Source organism: Maritimimonas sp. 2304DJ26-3 (assembly GCF_056591635.1).
In genome coordinates this window covers 216,374-235,786 of sequence record NZ_JBWQOK010000001.1, presented here as the reverse complement: position 1 = coordinate 235,786, position 19,413 = coordinate 216,374, and the positions used below count along the sequence as shown (strand labels likewise).

Annotated in this window: 21 protein-coding genes and 1 tRNA gene; 11 read left to right on the top strand and 11 right to left on the bottom strand. The window is 33.1% G+C overall.

Annotation, left to right across the window (positions count from 1 at the left end):
• Positions 1 to 5: 5 nt before the first annotated feature.
• The 11 genes from mraY (at position 6) to AC1EUV_RS01085 (ending at position 11,964) form a co-directional block, all read left to right on the top strand.
• On the top strand, positions 6 to 1,241 hold the full coding sequence (gene mraY, locus AC1EUV_RS01135; protein WP_480196816.1) for a phospho-N-acetylmuramoyl-pentapeptide-transferase: 1,236 nt from the start codon (positions 6 to 8) through the stop codon (positions 1,239 to 1,241).
• A 1-nt stretch (position 1,242) separates the two neighbouring features.
• On the top strand, positions 1,243 to 2,577 hold the full coding sequence (gene murD, locus AC1EUV_RS01130) for a UDP-N-acetylmuramoyl-L-alanine--D-glutamate ligase (RefSeq protein ID WP_480196815.1): 1,335 nt from the start codon (positions 1,243 to 1,245) through the stop codon (positions 2,575 to 2,577).
• On the top strand, positions 2,578 to 3,783 hold the full coding sequence (locus AC1EUV_RS01125; protein ID WP_480196814.1) for an FtsW/RodA/SpoVE family cell cycle protein: 1,206 nt from the start codon (positions 2,578 to 2,580) through the stop codon (positions 3,781 to 3,783).
• Positions 3,767 to 4,858: an undecaprenyldiphospho-muramoylpentapeptide beta-N-acetylglucosaminyltransferase gene (gene murG / locus AC1EUV_RS01120; protein WP_480196813.1), complete on the top strand. Its 1,092-nt coding sequence runs from the start codon at positions 3,767 to 3,769 to the stop codon at positions 4,856 to 4,858. Before AC1EUV_RS01125 ends, murG begins: the two co-directional genes overlap by 17 nt.
• Positions 4,855 to 6,204, top strand: a complete 1,350-nt coding sequence (murC, locus tag AC1EUV_RS01115) for a UDP-N-acetylmuramate--L-alanine ligase (RefSeq protein WP_480196812.1) — start codon at positions 4,855 to 4,857, stop codon at positions 6,202 to 6,204. Before murG ends, murC begins: the two co-directional genes overlap by 4 nt.
• Entirely contained in the window at positions 6,201 to 6,920 is a 720-nt protein-coding gene (locus AC1EUV_RS01110) for a cell division protein FtsQ/DivIB (protein ID WP_480196811.1), read from the top strand. Before murC ends, AC1EUV_RS01110 begins: the two co-directional genes overlap by 4 nt.
• Before the next feature lie 3 nt (positions 6,921 to 6,923).
• Entirely contained in the window at positions 6,924 to 8,234 is a 1,311-nt protein-coding gene (gene ftsA, locus AC1EUV_RS01105; RefSeq protein WP_480196810.1) for a cell division protein FtsA, read from the top strand.
• 52 nt (positions 8,235 to 8,286) lie between these two features.
• Complete coding sequence (gene ftsZ / locus AC1EUV_RS01100; RefSeq protein ID WP_480196809.1) at positions 8,287 to 10,170, top strand: cell division protein FtsZ; 1,884 nt, start codon at positions 8,287 to 8,289, stop codon at positions 10,168 to 10,170.
• Between the two features lie 131 nt (positions 10,171 to 10,301).
• Entirely contained in the window at positions 10,302 to 10,751 is a 450-nt protein-coding gene (locus AC1EUV_RS01095) for a GatB/YqeY domain-containing protein (protein WP_480196808.1), read from the top strand.
• A 25-nt stretch (positions 10,752 to 10,776) separates the two neighbouring features.
• A tRNA-Arg gene (locus tag AC1EUV_RS01090) sits at positions 10,777 to 10,850 on the top strand.
• 328 nt (positions 10,851 to 11,178) lie between these two features.
• The gene (locus tag AC1EUV_RS01085; protein WP_480196807.1) at positions 11,179 to 11,964 is read left to right on the top strand and encodes a zinc-dependent peptidase; all 786 of its coding nucleotides are present in this window, start codon (positions 11,179 to 11,181) and stop codon (positions 11,962 to 11,964) included.
• Positions 11,965 to 11,971: 7 nt separating this feature from the next.
• On the opposite strand, the gene AC1EUV_RS01080 is transcribed toward AC1EUV_RS01085, so the two are convergent.
• From AC1EUV_RS01080 to atpE, 11 genes are all read right to left on the bottom strand, one after another.
• Positions 11,972 to 12,358, bottom strand: a complete 387-nt coding sequence (locus AC1EUV_RS01080) for a VOC family protein (protein ID WP_480196806.1) — start codon at positions 12,356 to 12,358, stop codon at positions 11,972 to 11,974.
• Positions 12,359 to 12,404: 46 nt separating this feature from the next.
• A complete protein-coding gene (locus AC1EUV_RS01075) occupies positions 12,405 to 12,860 on the bottom strand; it encodes a DUF1801 domain-containing protein (protein ID WP_480196805.1) in 456 nt (151 codons plus the stop codon).
• Between the two features lie 15 nt (positions 12,861 to 12,875).
• Positions 12,876 to 13,382: a DUF4199 domain-containing protein gene (locus AC1EUV_RS01070; RefSeq protein WP_480196804.1), complete on the bottom strand. Its 507-nt coding sequence runs from the start codon at positions 13,380 to 13,382 to the stop codon at positions 12,876 to 12,878.
• Positions 13,383 to 13,477: 95 nt separating this feature from the next.
• On the bottom strand, positions 13,478 to 13,891 hold the full coding sequence (locus tag AC1EUV_RS01065; protein WP_480196803.1) for a response regulator transcription factor: 414 nt from the start codon (positions 13,889 to 13,891) through the stop codon (positions 13,478 to 13,480).
• Positions 13,892 to 13,900: 9 nt separating this feature from the next.
• On the bottom strand, positions 13,901 to 14,839 hold the full coding sequence (locus tag AC1EUV_RS01060; RefSeq protein ID WP_480196802.1) for a 2-hydroxyacid dehydrogenase: 939 nt from the start codon (positions 14,837 to 14,839) through the stop codon (positions 13,901 to 13,903).
• The gene (locus tag AC1EUV_RS01055) at positions 14,836 to 15,453 is read right to left on the bottom strand and encodes a hypothetical protein (protein WP_480196801.1); all 618 of its coding nucleotides are present in this window, start codon (positions 15,451 to 15,453) and stop codon (positions 14,836 to 14,838) included. The genes AC1EUV_RS01060 and AC1EUV_RS01055 overlap by 4 nt, the downstream gene beginning before the upstream one ends.
• A gap of 84 nt (positions 15,454 to 15,537) precedes the next feature.
• Positions 15,538 to 16,398: an ATP synthase F1 subunit gamma gene (atpG, locus tag AC1EUV_RS01050; RefSeq protein ID WP_480196800.1), complete on the bottom strand. Its 861-nt coding sequence runs from the start codon at positions 16,396 to 16,398 to the stop codon at positions 15,538 to 15,540.
• A gap of 48 nt (positions 16,399 to 16,446) precedes the next feature.
• The gene (gene atpA, locus AC1EUV_RS01045; RefSeq protein ID WP_480196799.1) at positions 16,447 to 18,024 is read right to left on the bottom strand and encodes a F0F1 ATP synthase subunit alpha; all 1,578 of its coding nucleotides are present in this window, start codon (positions 18,022 to 18,024) and stop codon (positions 16,447 to 16,449) included.
• Between the two features lie 18 nt (positions 18,025 to 18,042).
• Positions 18,043 to 18,597, bottom strand: a complete 555-nt coding sequence (atpH, locus tag AC1EUV_RS01040; RefSeq protein WP_480196798.1) for an ATP synthase F1 subunit delta — start codon at positions 18,595 to 18,597, stop codon at positions 18,043 to 18,045.
• Positions 18,598 to 18,618: 21 nt separating this feature from the next.
• A complete protein-coding gene (locus AC1EUV_RS01035; RefSeq protein WP_480196797.1) occupies positions 18,619 to 19,119 on the bottom strand; it encodes a F0F1 ATP synthase subunit B in 501 nt (166 codons plus the stop codon).
• Positions 19,120 to 19,205: 86 nt separating this feature from the next.
• Complete coding sequence (gene atpE, locus AC1EUV_RS01030) at positions 19,206 to 19,400, bottom strand: ATP synthase F0 subunit C (RefSeq protein WP_480196796.1); 195 nt, start codon at positions 19,398 to 19,400, stop codon at positions 19,206 to 19,208.
• Positions 19,401 to 19,413 lie beyond the last annotated feature (13 nt).

The following is a 19,413-nucleotide window of genomic DNA, read 5'->3' as shown; positions in this document are numbered from 1 at the left end:
ACCATATGCTGTATTATTTATTTGAATACTTGGAAAAACATTACGAACTAGCTGGAGCAGGATTGTTTCAATACATATCTTTTCGCTCTGCTCTAGCTTTTGTTTTTTCAATTTTAATATCAACCATTTTCGGTAGACGTATTATAGATAAGTTACGTCGTCTTCAAATAGGTGAATCAGTTCGAGATTTAGGTTTAGAAGGTCAAAAGGAAAAAACAGGTACACCAACAATGGGCGGTGTTATTATCATTTTAGCAACGGTAATTCCGGTATTGCTTTTCGCCGAATTAGGTAATGTGTATATCATCATATTATTAGTTTCTACACTTTGGATGGGGCTCATTGGGTTTATTGATGATTATATAAAAGTTTTTAAGAAAGATAAAGATGGACTTAAAGGAAGATTCAAAATTTTAGGACAAGTAGGTTTAGGAATTTTCGTAGGATGCATGCTTTATTTTTCACCCAGTGTGGTGGTTAAAGAAAAGAAGCAATTACCAGCTCCTCAACAAGTTCAGTTGCAAACTGTAAATCCTTCAGAACTTTTTGAAAAAGAGCATAAATCTTTAAAAACAACAATTCCTTTTGTAAAGAATAATGAATTTGATTATTCATCATTGGTTAGTTGGTTAGGTGATGGGATGAAAGAATACGGTTGGATACTTTTTGTACTTATTGTGGTATTTATCATTACTGGAACATCAAATGGTGCTAATCTAACTGACGGTATAGATGGCTTGGCTGCAGGTTCTTCGGCTATAATTGTTACAGCTTTGGGTGTCTTTGCTTGGGTATCTGGTAATATCATCTTTGCAAATTATTTGAATGTAATGTACATACCCTATTCTGGTGAAATGACAGTGTTTATCAGTGCATTTGTAGGAGGTTTAGTGGGATTCTTGTGGTATAACACTTATCCAGCACAGGTGTTTATGGGTGATACAGGTAGTTTAACCATAGGTGGAATTATAGCAGTGTTGGCAATAGCAGTCCGTAAAGAATTTTTACTGCCAATTCTCGCAGGAATCTTCTTCGCAGAAACACTTTCTGTAATGATGCAGGTAAGTTATTTCAAATATACACGAAAAAAATATGGTGAAGGAAGACGCATTTTTCTCATGTCCCCGTTACATCATCACTTTCAAAAGAAAGGATATCACGAAAGTAAGATCGTTGCAAGATTTTGGATTGTTGGGATTATGCTCGCAGTACTGTCGATAATAACATTGAAAGTGAGATAGTATGAAAAAGATTGCTGTTTTAGGTGGAGGAGAAAGTGGTGTCGGTACAGCAATTTTAGCTAATAAAAAAGGATATGACGTTTTTGTTTCTGATAAAGGAGTAATAGCTGATAAATACAAGAAAGTTCTTTTACATAATGATATTGCTTTTGAGGAAAAAAAGCATTCTGAAGATCGAATTTTCGATGCTGATGTAGTAATGAAAAGTCCTGGTATTCCAGATAATGTGCCATTAGTTCAGCAGCTTTTGGAAAAGGGTATAAAAGTGATTTCTGAGATAGAATTTGCAAGTAAGTATACTGATGCAACTATAGTTGGGATTACAGGTAGTAATGGTAAAACAACCACAACATTGTTAACCCATCACATCCTTAAAAACGCAGGGTTAAATGTTGGTGTAGCGGGAAATGTTGGTGATAGTTTTGCATTGCAGGTTGCAGATAATGAATATGATGACTACGTGCTAGAGTTGAGTAGTTTTCAATTGGATGGTATAATAGATTTTGCACCACATTTAGCAATCATAACAAATATTTCTCCAGATCATTTAGATCGATATAAATATAAGTATGAGAATTATATCAATTCAAAATTCAGAATAACAATGAATCAAAATGAGGAGGATTTTCTCATTTATGATGCAGATGATGAGGCAATTTTAGAATGGTTAAAAAACAATTCAGTAAAAGCACAATTGCTGCCTTTTTCGTTAACTAAAAAGTTAGAAAAAGGCGCTTATATAGATAATAATAACATAATAATACAAACTGATTCAAATAAATTTACAATGGGTATAACATCACTAGCATTGCAAGGAAAGCACAATACAAAAAATGCGATGGCTTCGGCCATGGCCTCTACTTTATTAAAGGTTCGTAACGAAACACTACGAGAAAGTTTAGAAAATTTTGACAGTGTTGAACATCGTTTAGAACCGGTATTGAAGATTAACGGAGTTCAATACATAAACGATTCAAAAGCTACAAATGTTAATGCAACATTCTATGCTTTAGAGAGTATGAAATCTGACACAGTTTGGATAGTTGGTGGTGTAGATAAAGGGAACGATTATACAGATTTGTTACCATTGGTTCACGAAAAAGTGAAAGCTATTATTTGTTTAGGTATTGATAATAGAAAAATTCATGCAGCTTTTAATAATGTTATTGATCTTATTGTTGATACACAAGGAGCTGAAGAGGCTGTAAAAGTAGCATATAAAATTGCAGATAAAGGCGATTCTGTTTTGTTATCACCAGCGTGTGCGAGTTTCGATCTTTTCGAAAATTATGAGGACAGAGGTAGACAATTTAAAGCAGCGGTTAGACAATTGTAAATGACTAGAATCCTCGGAAATATTAGAGGTGACAAAACCATTTGGGCTATTATAGCTCTGTTGGCAATATTTTCCTTTCTCCCGGTTTATAGTGCTAGCACTAATCTTGTATATGTTGTAGATAATGGTACAACTTTAGGGCATTTACTTAAACATGCTGTATTATTATTGCTAGGTTTTTTAATTGTATATGCCACACATAAAATACCTTACCGTTATTTTAGTGGATTGTCTGTTTTGTTAATACCAGTGGTTATTGTCTTGCTAATTTATACCCTAATGCAAGGCGCTCAAGTTGGTGGCGTTAATGCAAGTAGATGGATTCGAATACCGTTTGTCGGTTTCGGTTTTCAGACTTCTACTTTAGCAGGAGTTATTATTATGATTTTTGTAGCAAGATATTTATCCAGAAATAGGGAAAAAATCATCAAATTTAAGGATAGCTTATGGCAATTTTGGCTTCCGATAGGAATTGTTTTAGTTCTTATTTTACCAGCTAACTTCTCAACAACTGCAATTATTTTTGCATCTATTTTAATGTTATCTTTTGTAGGGGGTTATCCTATAAAATACCTGACATCAATTGTTGGGATAGGCGTTTTAGTTTTTACAATATTTATTTTAACGGCTAAAGCCTTTCCAAGCGCTTTTGAAGGAAGTAGAATTAATACATGGGTAAGTAGAATTGAAAACTTTTCAACATCAGATGCTGAAGCTAATTATCAAGCCGAGAAAGCAAAAATTGCCATTGCTTCAGGTGAAATTCAAGGTAAGGGCCCAGGTAAAAGTGTTCAGAAGAATTTTCTACCACAGTCATCATCAGATTTTATTTATGCAATTATAGTAGAGGAATTTGGCCTTTTTGGAGCCTTGTTTTTAATGATTTTGTACTTAGCATTATTGTTTAGAATAGTTATAGTCGCTACAAAAACAGAAACAATTTTTGGTACACTGGTAGTTTTAGGAGTTGGTATACCAATCATTTTTCAAGCTTTAATAAATATGGCTGTTGCGGTAGGGTTATTTCCGGTAACAGGTCAACCGTTGCCATTAATGAGTGCGGGTGGTACATCTATTTGGATGACTTGCTTTGCTATTGGTATTATACTAAGTGTTAGTGCAAATAGAGAAGCAAAAATTGCTAAGAATAAAAAACTAGATGACGATGATAATCCACTAAATGTTTTACATGAAGCGATCGGTTAACATATTGATTAGTGGAGGAGGTACAGGAGGGCATATCTATCCTGCAATAGCGATTGCCAATGAATTAAAAGAGCGGTATAAAAATGCAAAATTTTTATTTGTTGGAGCTAGTGACCGTATGGAAATGGAAAAAGTACCACAAGCTGGTTACGAAATCGAAGGATTGTGGATTTCTGGTATCCAGAGAAAATTGACACTTAAGAACTTGATGTTTCCATTTAAATTAATAAGTAGTTTATGGAAAGCCAGCGGTATTATTAGAAAATTTAAACCTGATGTCGTAATTGGTACTGGCGGTTTTGCATCAGGACCAACATTACAAATGGCCAATAGAAAAGGAATCCCAACATTGGTTCAAGAGCAGAATTCATATCCAGGTATTACAAATAAAATCCTATCGAAAAAAGCTAACAAAATATGTGTGGCGTATGACGGATTAGAACGGTTTTTCCCAAAAGATAAAATTGTAAAAACAGGCAACCCGGTAAGACAAGACTTATTAGAAGTTTCAGATCAAAGAAAAGAAGCGCAAGATTTTTTTAAGCTAAATGACACAAAGAAAACTGTTTTAGTGCTAGGTGGAAGTCTTGGCGCTAGAGCAATCAATAAATTGATAGAGAATCAAGTAGATTGGTTCATGAAAAATGACATTCAACTCATATGGCAAACGGGTAAATTATATATAGATGAATACAAAAAGCATAGCGATTCAAATGGAATTCAGACGCATGCATTCTTAAACAATATGAATTTAGCATATGCAGCGGCAGATATAATTATAAGTAGAGCTGGTGCTGGTTCTATATCTGAACTATGCATAGTTGGTAAACCTGTAATTTTTATTCCATCTCCTAATGTTGCAGAAGATCATCAAACTAAGAATGCTTTAGCGGTGTCTTCTAAAAATGCAGCTTTATTAGTTAAAGAAAGTAAGCTTGAGACTTTTCAACCTTTAATGGACAAACTGATTAATGATAAGGAACAACAAGAAGAATTAAGTAAGAATATAAAGCAATTAGCATTACCTAATGCCACAAAAGATATAGTAAACGAAATAGAAGCCTTGATCTGTTGAATTTAAAAAAAATACATAGTATATATTTTATAGGAATCGGTGGAATCGGTATGAGTGCTTTAGCTCGATATTTCCATAAAAACGGTGTACTTATTTCTGGCTATGACCGTGTTCAATCGGTAAATACAAAAGCACTCGAAGATTTGGGAATTAAAATCAATTACCAAGATGAAGTTTCGCTAATAGATGAAAAATTTCTCAATAATAAAAATTCAATTGTTGTTTATACACCCGCTATACCTAAGGATCATAAACAATTCAATTACTTTAAAGATAATGGATTTAAAATCTTTAAACGTGCTGAGATTTTAGGAGAAATCACAAAAAACACCTTCTGTTTTGCTGTAGCCGGTACGCATGGTAAAACAACAACGTCGACCATTTTGGGTCATATTTTAACGGAATGTGGAATTAATGCAACATCATTCTTAGGTGGAATATCAGAAAACTACAACTCTAATCTAATTCTTGGTGGAGATAAGATTAGTGTTGTAGAAGCAGATGAATTCGATCGTTCATTTTTAAAGTTATCACCAAATATTGCCTGTATTACCTCAATGGATGCGGATCATTTAGATATCTATGGAGAGTCAGATCAATTACAGCAATCATTTAGAGACTTTGCAAGTAAGGTTACAGATAAGCTTTTTGTGAAAAAAGGATTGCCCTTGAGGGGAATTACCTACGGAATTGAAGAAAGTGCAGACTACAATGCACAAAACATTTCAATTAAAAGCGGAACTTATTTTTTTGATGTAAAAACACCATCAGAAGTTATTAAAAATATAGAACTGAATTTATCAGGAAGACATAATGTGCTAAATACTGTGGTGGCTTTGGCAATGGCTAATAGTTATGGAGTTTCACTCCAATCCATTGCCGAAGCTTTAAAAACTTTTAAAGGAGTACAACGCAGATTTACGTACAAGATTAAAACTGATGGTTTAGTATTGATTGATGATTATGCTCACCACCCTACAGAAATTGATGCTGTAGCTGAATCAGTTAGAGAATTATATCCTAATGAAAAAGTGCTAGCTGTTTTTCAACCACACTTGTTCAGTAGAACCCAGGATTTTGTAGATGACTTTGCAGAAAGTTTGGCAAAATTTGATGAGTTGTTATTGCTAGATATTTATCCAGCCAGAGAACTGCCAATTGATGGAGTAACTTCTGACTGGTTGTTGAGTAAAATTGATATGATTGATAAAAAAGTGGTCTCAAAAGTTGAGTTGAATTCACATATTTTGAAAGCATCATCTAAAATTATAGTAATGATTGGTGCCGGAGATATTGGCGAATTAATAAATCCTATTAAAGAAATACTCAAAGAAAAAATGACATGAAGAAATATCTTAAACACATCAAAGCACTTGTTTTTATAGGTGTTATAGTGTTTTTATTCGGTTTCGCATCTCATAGAAATGAGGCTAAAAAGGTCAATGAAATTGATGTGAAATTTATTAACGGAGATAACCTTTTTATAACTTATGAAACGGTTAATAAATTGTTAATACAAAATTACGGCGAGCTTAAAAGTCAGCGAAAAGAAAATATAATTTTGAGCAGTTTGGAGTCAACTCTACAATTAAATGAAATGATTGAAGAGGCTGATGTTTTCTTAACAGTTGATGGAAAACTTTGTGTTTCATTAAAACAAAGAACACCAATTGCTAGAGTAAATGATGAGGGTGTTTCTTATTATATTGATAGTGAGGGTTTAAAAATGCCGCTATCTTCAAATTATTCGGCAAGAGTTCCAATTATTAGCGGTGTTAAAGGCACCGATGTATCAAAAGTGTACAAACTCGCTAAGCAAATTTATAATGATGATTTTTTACATCAGCAAATTATTGGAATCGAACAGCAGTCAGTAAATGACTTTGTTTTAAAAACACGAATTGGTGGCCAACAAATTGAAATTGGAGATTTAGATAGAATTGACAAAAAGTTTAAAAAACTAAAAGCATTCTATCAAAAGGAATTAAAAGAAAACACATTAGATAACTACCAAACTATCAACTTGAAATTTGAAAATCAAGTTGTGTGTACAAAAAAGTAAATTATGGAGCACGAAAATATAGCTGTTGGTTTAGACATTGGTACAACTAAGATTGTTGCAATGATTGGTAAAACCAATGAATATGGCAAAATAGAAATGCTTGGCATGGGTAAGGCCAAGAGCTTAGGTGTTCATAGAGGTGTGGTTAATAATATCACCCAAACAATTCAATCAATTCAGCAAGCGGTAGAAGAAGCCGAAAGCATTTCTGATTTTAAGATAAAAGATGTGGTTGTTGGTATTGCAGGCCAACATATTCGTAGTTTACATCATAGCGATTATATTACACGTCCAAATTCTGAGAAAGTAATAGATGAGTCTGATATAGAGAAATTGATCAATCAGGTTCATAAATTAGTAATGTTGCCTGGTGAAGAAATAATTCATGTGCTGCCTCAAGATTATAAAGTAGACGGTCAAGGTGAGATCAAAGAACCTATCGGAATGTATGGCGGTCGCTTAGAGGCCAATTTTCATGTGGTTGTTGGTCAGGTTTCATCTATTAGAAATATAGGTAGATGTATTAAAAGCGCAGGTTTAGAGTTGTCGAATATTACGTTAGAACCTCTCGCTTCAGCAGATGCAGTATTGAGTCAAGAAGAAAAAGAAGCAGGTGTTGCTTTAATCGACATTGGTGGTGGTACAACAGATCTAGCGATTTTTAAAGACGGCATCATTCGTCATACATCTGTTATTCCTTTCGGAGGAAATGTAATAACTGAAGATATTAAGGAAGGATGTTCAATCATTGAAAAACAAGCCGAATTGTTGAAAACTAAGTTTGGTTCTGCTTGGCCGGGTGAGAATAAAGAGAATGAAATTGTTTCTATTCCAGGATTACGAGGAAGAGAACCAAAAGAGATTACGCTTAAAAATTTGTCTAAAATTATTCATGCAAGAGTCGTTGAAATTGTAGAGCAAGCGTATTTAGAAATTAAAAATTATGGTCACGAAGAGACCAAAAAGAAATTAATTGCAGGTATTGTATTAACAGGTGGTGGCGCTGAATTAAAGCATATCAAGCAGTTAGTAGAATATATTACTGGTATGGATACCAGAATAGGGTATCCGAATGAGCATATTTCTGGTAGCTCAGATGTAGATATGTCGAGCCCTTCATTTGCAACAGCTGTTGGTTTATTAATGAAAGGGTTGAACCAGAATGTTAAGAGAACTAAGAAACATGCCGAGGTAGATGCTGTCGATAGTAGAGGCGAGTATGTATCAAATAATTCGAATGAACCGGTTGATAAGAAATCAATTTTTGAAAAATGGGCCGATAAGTTCAGAGAATTTTTAGATAACGCAGAATAGAGAAAATAAACGAAACCAAATAACGAAGCAAATCCCAAAAAAACAAAAAGATATGAGCAAAGAAATTAATAGTCTTTCGTTCGATTTACCAAAGAATCAATCTAATGTCATTAAAGTGATAGGTGTTGGTGGTGGCGGTAGCAACGCTGTTAACCATATGTATCAAAAAGGTATCACGGGTGTTGATTTTGTGGTCTGTAACACAGATGCACAAGCACTTCAAAACAGTCCAATACCACATAAGATTCAATTAGGAGTTTCCTTAACGGAAGGGTTAGGTGCTGGTGCTAATCCAGAAGTTGGTGAGCAAGCTGCTATGGAAAGCATGGAAGATATAAAAGCAATGCTAGGCACTAATTCTAAAATGGTGTTTATTACTGTCGGTATGGGTGGTGGAACAGGTACTGGAGCCGCACCTGTTATTGCTAAAGTTGCTAAAGAAATGGATTTGTTAACTGTTGGGATTGTTACCATACCATTTTCGTTTGAAGGCAAAATGAGAAATGAGCAGGCGCAAAAAGGAATTGAAAAAATACGAGAACATATAGATTCTCTTGTGGTTATAAATAATAATAAACTTAGAGAGGTATACGGAAACCTTGGCTTTAAAGCTGGTTTCTCAAAAGCAGATGAAGTTTTATCTACCGCAGCAGCTGGTATAGCAGAAGTAATTACACACCACTATACGCAGAATATTGATTTAAAAGATGCCAAGACGGTACTTTCAAATAGTGGTACGGCTATTATGGGATCGGCCAATGCTTCGGGTTCTAATAGAGCTCAAGAAGCTATTACTAATGCATTAGATTCACCGTTGTTAAATGATAATAGAATAACTGGAGCTAAGAATGTATTATTATTGATCGTTTCTGGAACAACAGAAATTACTATTGATGAAATTGGTGAAATCAATGATTACATTCAAAGTGAGGCTAAGAGCAATGTAGACATTATTATGGGAGTAGGTGAAGATGAGTCTTTAGGTGAAGCCATTTCAGTAACAGTAATAGCTACGGGATTTAACTTTGAACAACAAATGGAAATCAGCGCTACCGAGTCAAAAAAGATTGTTCATAATTTAGGAGAAGAGCCAAAATTTAAACCAGCTTTCACTCCTAAAAAAGAGATAAAAGAAGAAGATGAAAATGTAGTGAGGTATTCACTAGAAGAAATAGAAGAAGTTAATGAGCCACTTAATAATTTAATACCTACAACAGAATTGATCAATAATATTGATGTTGTTTACGAAGAAGTAAGTGTTGAAAATATTGATGATTTTAATATTACGGAAGTTGCGCAGAAAAGCCCAATTTCTCATCAAGAAGATTTGGAGGAAGAAAAACAAGTTACGTTAACTTTTGACCTCCCATTGAGTACAAAACAAGAAGCTCAAAAAGAAGATACTAAAATTACAACCCATGAGTTAATTGCTAAGATTGATGATATTAAAGTAATTGATGCAGAACATATACAGTCAGAAAAAACTCCTGATGGAAAAATAAGATATGGTCTAGAAGATTTCATGCAGAATGAAGAAAAAGAAATAGCAAGGGTTACTGATAAACCAATGGAAGATGATGAAGAATTAAAATTTGATGTTCGTGTTGAGAATAACGTTGGTAGATCTAGTGTTATTGTAAATGATGATGAAGCTTCACCATTAAACTTAACCATTGCAGAGCTAGAACAAAAAGCAGATGAACGAAGAGAAAAAATGAAAGAGTTTAATTATAAATTCGCTAATAGATTAAATCAAAATATTGAAGAAATAGAAAATCAACCAGCTTATAAGCGTATGGGTGTTGATTTAGAAGATGTAGAACCATCTTCTGAGGTTTCTTCGACAAACCAATCTAGAACAACACTAGATATTGGTGAAGATAATGATATACAATTGCGATCAAATAATTCGTTTTTGCACGATAATGTAGATTAATACTACTATTTAGTTTTTGTTTGTTGATAAAAACCCAAGCTTTTCATTTTAAAGTTTGGGTTTTTTCTTTGTTTAAATCCTCTATTTTACAACAAGGGTTTTGCTATCTTTGTGTCTTAAAATTTTGAATTATGAGCTTACAAGAAGATATAATGGTTGCAATGAAAACAGCCATGAAGGCTAAAGATCAAACTGCTTTAACTGCATTAAGAGCTGTAAAGTCGGCTATTTTATTGGCGCAAACAGAAAGTGGTTCAAAAGGAGAATTGACAGAGGAGGAAGAATTAACAATACTTCAAAAGCTAGTAAAGCAACGTAAAGATAGCGCAGCTATTTTCTTGGAACAAGGGCGTAAGGATTTAGCAGTTCCAGAAATTGATGAAGCAGAAGTTATTAGCGAGTTTTTACCTGAAGCTTTATCTGAAGAAGAAATCGAAAAAGTAGTGATTGCGACTATTGATTCTATAGGAGCTCAAGGAATGAAAGATATGGGCAAGGTAATGGGAATGGTGTCTAAAGAGTTAGCTGGTCAAGCAGATGGTAAAACAATTTCTACACTAGTTAAAAAGAATTTAATGTAAAATTTCTTGATTTTGTAGAAAAAATGGCCACGTAGCTCAGCTGAATAGAGCACTGGATTTCGGCTCCAGCGGTCGGGGGTTTGAATCCCTCCGTGGTCACGAATAAATAGTCCAATGAAAAAAATGCTAAGCTTGCTTGAGCATTTTTTGTTTGGACTGTTTTCGAAGCGGAGCTTTCTAGGGATCTGCAAGTGAAGCGTGGCTAATCCTTTTTCAATTATACTAGTCTAAATAATGGTTGCTAAACAATTTTGTCTATATTTGAGTCGAAATTGCTATGGTTTCACTTATAATTTAGGGGTAAATTATATTGCATTAGTATAGAAATGGCTCATTTTTTGTACTATATATGTTAATAATGAAAAAAATAGTCTACTTTTAAGTGATAAATAACTGCTTTTTAGTGTACTAAGAGATATTATAATTTATGCTTAAACTATTAAACATATGGGTTAAAGGAACTGATTTAGCAGAAAGAGCTATCAATCAGCGAGAGCTCAATGAGTTTCAGCGTGGTTTAATAGTAAGACACTTCACATTTTATAAACGCCTTTCTTTTTCGGACAAAAAGAGATTTGAACACAGAGTTAAAAAGTTTATTGATAAACATAATTTTATTGGTAGAGAAGGCGTGGTTATAACTGAGAAAATGAAATTGTTAATTTCTTCTACAGCAGTGATGCTAACTTTTGGTATGCGCCGTTATTTGTTTTCAGAATTTGACAATATCATCATATATCCTAAGGATTACTTTTCTCAAGTAACTAAGATGCGACATAAAGGTGAAACAAACCCAAAATATAGAACAATTGTATTTTCTTGGGATGACTTTATGGAAGGTGTTAGAATTGAAGATGATAATTTGAATTTAGGATTACATGAGTTAGCGCATGCATTACACTTTACTTGTTTAAAAAGAAAAAATTTCTCTTCGAAATATTTTATCAATAAGTTTGATGAACTGCTCTTAATCTTGCGTAATAGAGAATTACAAAGAAGAGTAGTAAAGTCGGGCTATATAAGATCTTATGGATTTAGAAATAAGTACGAGTTTTTATCAGTTCTGATAGAGCATTTCTTCGAAACTCCAGAAGAATTTAAAGAAAAATTACCTGAGATATACGCTATAGTTCGTCAGATGCTTAATTTAGACCCTGCAGAATTTTCTAAAAAGCCAGCTTTATTTAAAAGTATTGTTTTGAGTTCTGCTTGAAAGAAGCTTATAAAAATGCTGCGTCTTTAGGTTCCCACAATTCTATTTTATTTCCGTCAAGGTCTACGATCCAACCGAATTTGCCATACTCATATTCTTCTACCTTATCAATTACAGTAACACCTTCTTTTTTAAGTTCTTCGAGTAACTCTACAAGGTTTTCAACTCGATAATTGAACATAAAATCTTTTTTTGATGGCTCAAAGTAAGTCGTGTTTTTAGTAAAAGGACTCCATTGCGTTGAGCAATCATTTCCTTCTTTATCTTTCCACCAAAAGGTGCAACCCCATTGATCTGTATTAAAGCCTAAGTGTTTTTTATACCAATCTTTTGTTGCCTTAGGGTCTTCTGTTTTGAAGAATAATCCACCAATACCAGTAACTCTTTTTTTCATATCTATTTCCCATGAAAAATGGGAGTTTTATAAATTAAACTTCTTTTTATTTCTTCACCGCTTTTTCGTAAACCTCAATCCAATCATCTGCTGTCATTTTTGAAGCTAATTCACCTATTAAATCATAAGGAATTTCGTCAATATGTTTAAATCGAATACAGCTTTTACCTATATCTAACTTTCGCTTACTATGTTTTGGGAATTCTGAAATAAACCAATCTAATAACTTATTATCGGCATAGATTCCGCTATGATATAAGTTGATTGAGTTTTTTTGAGAAGCCACATTCATAAATGGTAACGGTAACTTAGGGTCGCAATGATAACCATCAGGATATTTAGAATGTGGTACGTAATAGCCTATCATCTTATAATTAATTCCTTCTTCAAATCCTTTTGGGAGATTATCTAAAATTGTTTGACGTAGTTTATTTACGGCGGCTTTCCTTTCTTCAGGAATCTGTTCAATATAGTTATCTACAGATGTTGCTTCGTATTGCATACTATAAGTTTAAAGTTATTTACGTTGTAAAATTAAAGCCGAAATTAATGACATTATAAAACCAATTAAGAATACTGTCAAAGACATTAATAGAAAACTAAAAAACGGATTCATAAATAGTTCTTTTTGCGATTCCATTTCGGTAAGTTTGTTTTCGAGTTCTGCGCCAGATAGCGAATTCTTTAATTCTTCAACAGATCGTGCATAATATTCAGCAGTAAAGTCAGGATTTATATATTTTATATAAATCAGATCAATTAATCCAAAAGCTAAAGCTGCAAACAGTGTAATCAAAACACCAATTAATAATGCTTTTCCAAATGTTACAAGGCCGTTATTTTCATGGTCTCTAAAATGCTTAATTCCAAAGTATACAAACACTAGTGATACAACCATGCTTATATAACCAATAACTTCCTGTAATCCGTAATCTAGATTTTTACCAAGAGTTAACGCTATTAAAAATAATACGACAATAGTAATTGCACTTCTAATACCGTATTTGATAACTGTACTTTTCATAATGTTTAAATTTTGATATCGCAAAACTACATTTGAATAACAAGATTTTATTCATACTAAAGTACCAAATTTCTCATACTTTAGTTCTAAAGTGCTTAAAATGGAAGGATTTGAAGTTCTTTAGAAATTTTTATAGCCTCTGTTCTTCGTTTAGCATCTAGCTTTACAAAAAGGTTAGATACGTGAGTTTTAACAGTGCTTTCAGAAACAAATAAATTTTTAGCTATTTCTTTATTAGAAAACCCTTTAGCAACTTGACAGAGAACTTCATATTCTCGTTTACTAAGATTGAGTTCTTTAATCTTTTGATGATCAATCTCTCTAGGTTTTGAGGTTATTTTGTGCTGATTTTTATTGATGTATAAACCTATAAAGAAGAATAGTAGAGCAATTACAGCGATGATTATTTCAATACCTATATCGCCAGATAAGTATGTAAGTTGACTAATTCTAAAAAGAAGCAATAAAGCAAAAACTATACTCCCAAAAATTAGAATTGTCTTTTTCACAAGACCAAGTTAATAAAATTTCGCTTTTATTTTATCAACTATAACTTGTGCAAGTTTTTCTTTACTTTCAACTGTCCAACCAGCTACATGAGGTGATAAGATAACTTTATCGGAATTAATTAAATACTCGAAAGCTTCTGGTAAATTGTCATCTGCAAATAGATTTTCAAATGATGCCTTTTCATACTCTAAAACATCTAAACCAGCTCCTAGTATCTTGTAAGACTTTAATCCATTGACTAAGTCCTTTATTACTACTGACTTACCACGTGCTGTATTGATTAGCCAAAAAGGTTTTTTAAAACGATTGATGAATTCAGTATTCACCATGTTGATAGTTAACTCCGTTTGAGGAGTGTGTAAACTAAGTACATCTATTTTTTCTTGAAGTTCTTCTAAAGATACTTGTTTGCAGTTTTCATCATCGACATTTGGTAAAATGTCATAACAAAGCACTTCAACTTCAAAGCCTATTAGTTTTTTGGCAAAGGCTTTTCCCATATTCCCGTAGCCAATTAACCCAACAGTTTTTCCATCTAGTTCTATGCCTCTGTTATCTTCTCGTAACCATTTACCTTGCTGTATTTCTTTATTTGCCTTATTCAGTTTGTTGAATAATGAAAGTAACATTGCTAATGCATGTTCACCTACAGCATTTCTATTACCTTCTGGAGCAGTAAATAATTCAATCTCCTTTGATTTAGCATAATCACAATCAATATTTTCTAAACCAGCACCAACACGGCCAATAAATTTTAAATTGAGGGCTTTATCTAAAAAATATTTATCAACTGAGAATCTACTTCTAATGATAATGCCATCATAATCAGCTATTTTATTCTCAATAATCTCTTTGGAAGAGGTGTAATCTTCATTACATTGAAAACCGAGATTTTCTAATCTTTTTTTTAAGATTTCATGATTTGTGTCGAGTAGAAGTACTTTCATTTTGAATTTATTATTTTTAAAAAAGAGGGGAATTTTTTGGAGTATATGATCTCTACTCTTTGACCTTCCATTGTTTTTACTTTCATCATATTATCTTCAAATGTGATTCTTCCTCTTCTTGAAATTCCATCTTTTTCAGAATAATCTACTAAAAGCCCTCTTTCAATATCTTGATTATCAATTTTGAATTTTATTAAATAGAAGTCTACATCTTCAACTTTAGTCATATAGAATCTAACATAATCATCAATAATAGCATTAGTAGCAATAGTCTCATGAGATAAATAAAATTCTCTTAATTTATAATTTAACGATTTTCCTAGTGTTTCAATTCCAATTAATATTAAAAAAGAGAATAGTAGAGTGATTCCGTTTTTTAAATAGTAAATAACCCATTTCTTAGGTGATTTTATGAATGACTTATTAGGTTTCTTTATTAGTTTATCCCAAGTTGGAAAAAAGATAGCTAAAATTCCTAACACTGTTAGGAGAATCGTAGCGTATTTTACAAATTTCCAAAATTCTATATTATGATTCAAAAATGACTTTAGAAGCAATGCTGTGAGAATAAGAATAACTCCTATTATATAATTTAATTTTTTTATATATATCATTTAGTAATTTTAACTTAAGGCTCTAAAACAAAACACCCAAAGTTAAAAACTTTGGGTGTCAAATAATATTTGTTATGATGTTATTTATCCGTTCAATGCTTCTGCTCCACCAACGATCTCTAAAATTTCATTAGTAATAGCTGCTTGACGTGCTTTATTATACGTTAACAATAATTCATCACGTAATTCAGTAGCATTATCAGTTGCTTTATGCATGGCTGTCATACGAGCACCATGTTCAGCAGCAAAACTATCTCTAACAGCTTTGTATAATTGAGTTTTTAATGACTTTGGAATCAATCCTTGAACAATCTCTTCTTTAGAAGGTTCAAAAATATAGTCTAAGTTCACGTTTGCATCTTTTTCTGCAGCAACAATTGGCAAAAATTGCTCAACAGTTGTAATCTGCGTAGCGGCATTTTTAAACTTATTGTAAACAATTACAATTTTATCATAAGTGCCTTCAGCAAAGTAAGTCATTAACTCTTCCGCTATAGCGGCTGTATTAGCAAAGGTCAACTCATCAAAAAGACTACTTTTGTTATCAATAACATTGTATTCTTTTGATAAAAGATCGTTTCCTTTTTTACCGATAGCTATAACATCAACTTGTTTTCCATCAAAATCATTTTGAATAGCTTCAATAGATTTTTTAATGATAGACGAATTGAATCCGCCACACAAACCTCTATTAGAAGTAACAGCTACAACTAATACGTTGTTTACTTCACGTTGATTCGTATATACACCACCTAAATCACCATCTAGTGTAGCGCTCAAGTTTTGCAATAGCTCAGTTAATTTATTTGAATATGGTCGCATAGCAGTAATTGCATCTTGGGCTTTTTTTAATTTTGCAGCAGATACCATTTTCATAGCACTTGTAATCTGCATCGTTGAGCCGATAGATGTAATTCTGTTACGTATTTCTTTTAAGTTTGCCATTCGTTCAAATTATGATATTTCCACTTTCGTGGGAATTACAATTATTAATTAAGCGAATTTCGCTGATAATTCTTTTGCTGCATTTTCTACAACTGCAATAGCCTCATCAGTTAATTTACCTGATTTTAATGTGTCTAAAGTATCTCTGTGTTTTGCGTTTAAGTAAGCTAAGAAATCTTTTTCAAATTCTTTTACTTTCTCTACAGGAACATCTTTTAATAAGTTTTTAGAACCAGCATAAATAATTGCTACCTGATCTTCTACTGTAAACGGATCGTTTTGAGCTTGCTTTAAGATCTCAACATTACGTTTACCTTTTTCAATTACATTCATTGTAGCGGCATCTAAGTCTGAACCGAACTTAGCAAAAGCCTCTAATTCACGATATTGTGCTTGGTCTAATTTTAATGTACCAGCAACTTTCTTCATTGATTTGATCTGAGCGTTACCACCTACACGAGATACAGAAATACCTACGTTAATTGCCGGACGTACACCAGAGTTAAATAAATCTGATTCTAAGAATATCTGTCCGTCAGTAATAGAAATTACGTTTGTTGGAATATATGCAGATACGTCACCAGCCTGTGTTTCAATAATTGGTAAAGCAGTTAAAGAACCACCACCTTTTACTTTTCCTTTTAAAGAATCTGGCACATCGTTCATTTGCGCGGCAATTGTATCATCATTAATGATTTTTGCAGCACGTTCTAATAATCTAGAGTGTAAATAGAATACGTCACCAGGATATGCTTCACGTCCCGGAGGTCTTCTTAATAATAAAGATACCTCACGGTATGCAACAGCTTGTTTTGATAAATCATCATAGATAATTAAAGCTGGCCTGCCAGTATCTCTAAAATATTCACCAATTGCAGCGCCTGCCATTGGAGCATATACCTGCATTGGTGCAGGGTCAGATGCGTTTGCAGCAACGATAGTTGTATAAGCTAATGCACCACGCTCTTCTAACATATTTGCAATAGCAGCTACAGTAGAACCTTTTTGACCTATGGCTACATAGATACAATATACAGGCTCACCTGCATCATAAAATTCTTTTTGATTTAAAATAGTATCAAGAGCAACAGTAGATTTACCAGTTTGACGGTCACCAATAATTAACTCACGTTGACCTCTACCAACAGGAATCATAGCGTCAATAGCTTTAATACCAGTTTGTAATGGTTCTGTTACTGGCTCACGATAAATTACACCCGGTGCTTTACGCTCTAATGGCATCTCGAAAGTTTCACCCAGAATAGGTCCTTTACCGTCTATTGGCTCACCTAAAGTGTTTACAACACGCCCAGTAATTCCTTCACCTACTCTTAAAGAAGCAATACGCTCAGTACGTTTTACAGTAGCGCCTTCTTTAATTTCAGTAGAAGCACCTAATAATACAACCCCAACATTGTCTTCTTCGAGGTTTAATACCATTCCTTCTAATCCATTCTCGAATTGTACAAGTTCACCGTATTGTGCATTGGCTAAACCATATACACGCGCAATACCATCACCTACTTGTAATACTGTTCCAACTTCATCAAGAGTTGCGTTGCCCTCGAAACCAGAAAGTTGTTGTTTTAGAATTGCTGATACTTCAGCTGGTTTTATTGTTGCCATTTTATTGATTTATACTATTTAAAAATTTGGTACGTATAAGTTATCATCAAACTCTCTACGTAAATTGTTCATTTTTCCAGAAATACTTGCATCGTATTGTTTGTCTCCTACTTTAAGGATAAATCCTCCTATAATTGAAGGATCAACAATGTTTTCTAAAATAACTTTTTTACCTACAATGTCTTTTACTTTAGCAAGTACTTTTTCTTTTAGATCATCAGTTAAAGGAACCGCAGAAGTTACTTTTGCAATTTGTGTTCCTTGGTAGTGATCGTATATAATTGTATATTGTTTAGCTATATTTTCAAGAATAGCTAAACGTTTGTTTTCTACTAACTGATTTATTAAGCCTTTAGAGATATTAGTAAGATTACTAAAGATTGCAAATAACGTATCTTTCTTAGCACTAGCTTTAATAACAGGGCTATTTAGCATAACTTGAACATCTTTATTTGCTTCGATAGTTTCAGCAACTAATAGCATGTCCTTATTTACATCATCAGCCTTTTTTGTATCTATGGCTAAATTAAGTACTGCTTTTGCGTATCGTATGGCTGCTCTTGTTCCTTTCATCAGTCAATCAATCTTAAAAGATTAGTTTAATTTAATATCACCAAGCATATCTTCTACTAACTCTAATTGCTTGCCTTTAGTAGAAAGTTCTTTCTTAACTACTTTTTCTGCGATATCTATAGAAAGATCAGCAACTTGATTTTTTAAATCTGTCATAGCAGCTAACTTTTCATTTTGAATAGCAGTTTTTGCTTGTTCGATTAATTTACTAGCCTGAGCTTTAGCTTCATCTTTGGCTTCAGCAATCATGTTATCTTTAATCTGACGTGCATCTTTTAACATTGCATCCCTCTCAGTACGAGCTTCTTTCAAAATACGTTCGTTATCTGCATTTATATTTTGCATTTCTTGACGTGCTTTATCAGCCTCAGCAAGTGCATTTTTTATACCTTCTTCTCGGTCATTAATTGCATTTAAAATTGGTTTCCATGCAAACTTTCTAAGTAAGAATAAAAGTGCAAGAAATATAACTGTTTGCCAAAAGAACAGACCTAATGAGAATTCGTTTATTAATTTTTCCATGGGATATATGTACTATATTCTATTTAATTTTTAAATAAACACTATTTAGTAACCAACCGTTACTAAATAGTGTTTAAAGTTTTGTTTTAGCTCACTGCAAATAATGCTGCGAAACCAATACCTTCAATAAGCGCCGCTGCAATAAGCATTGCTGTTTGAATTTTACCATAAGCTTCAGGTTGACGAGCGATTGCTTCCATTGCAGAACCACCGATCTTACCGATACCGATACCTACACCGATAACTACTAAACCTGCACCTACCATTACTGGGATATTCATAATATATATAATT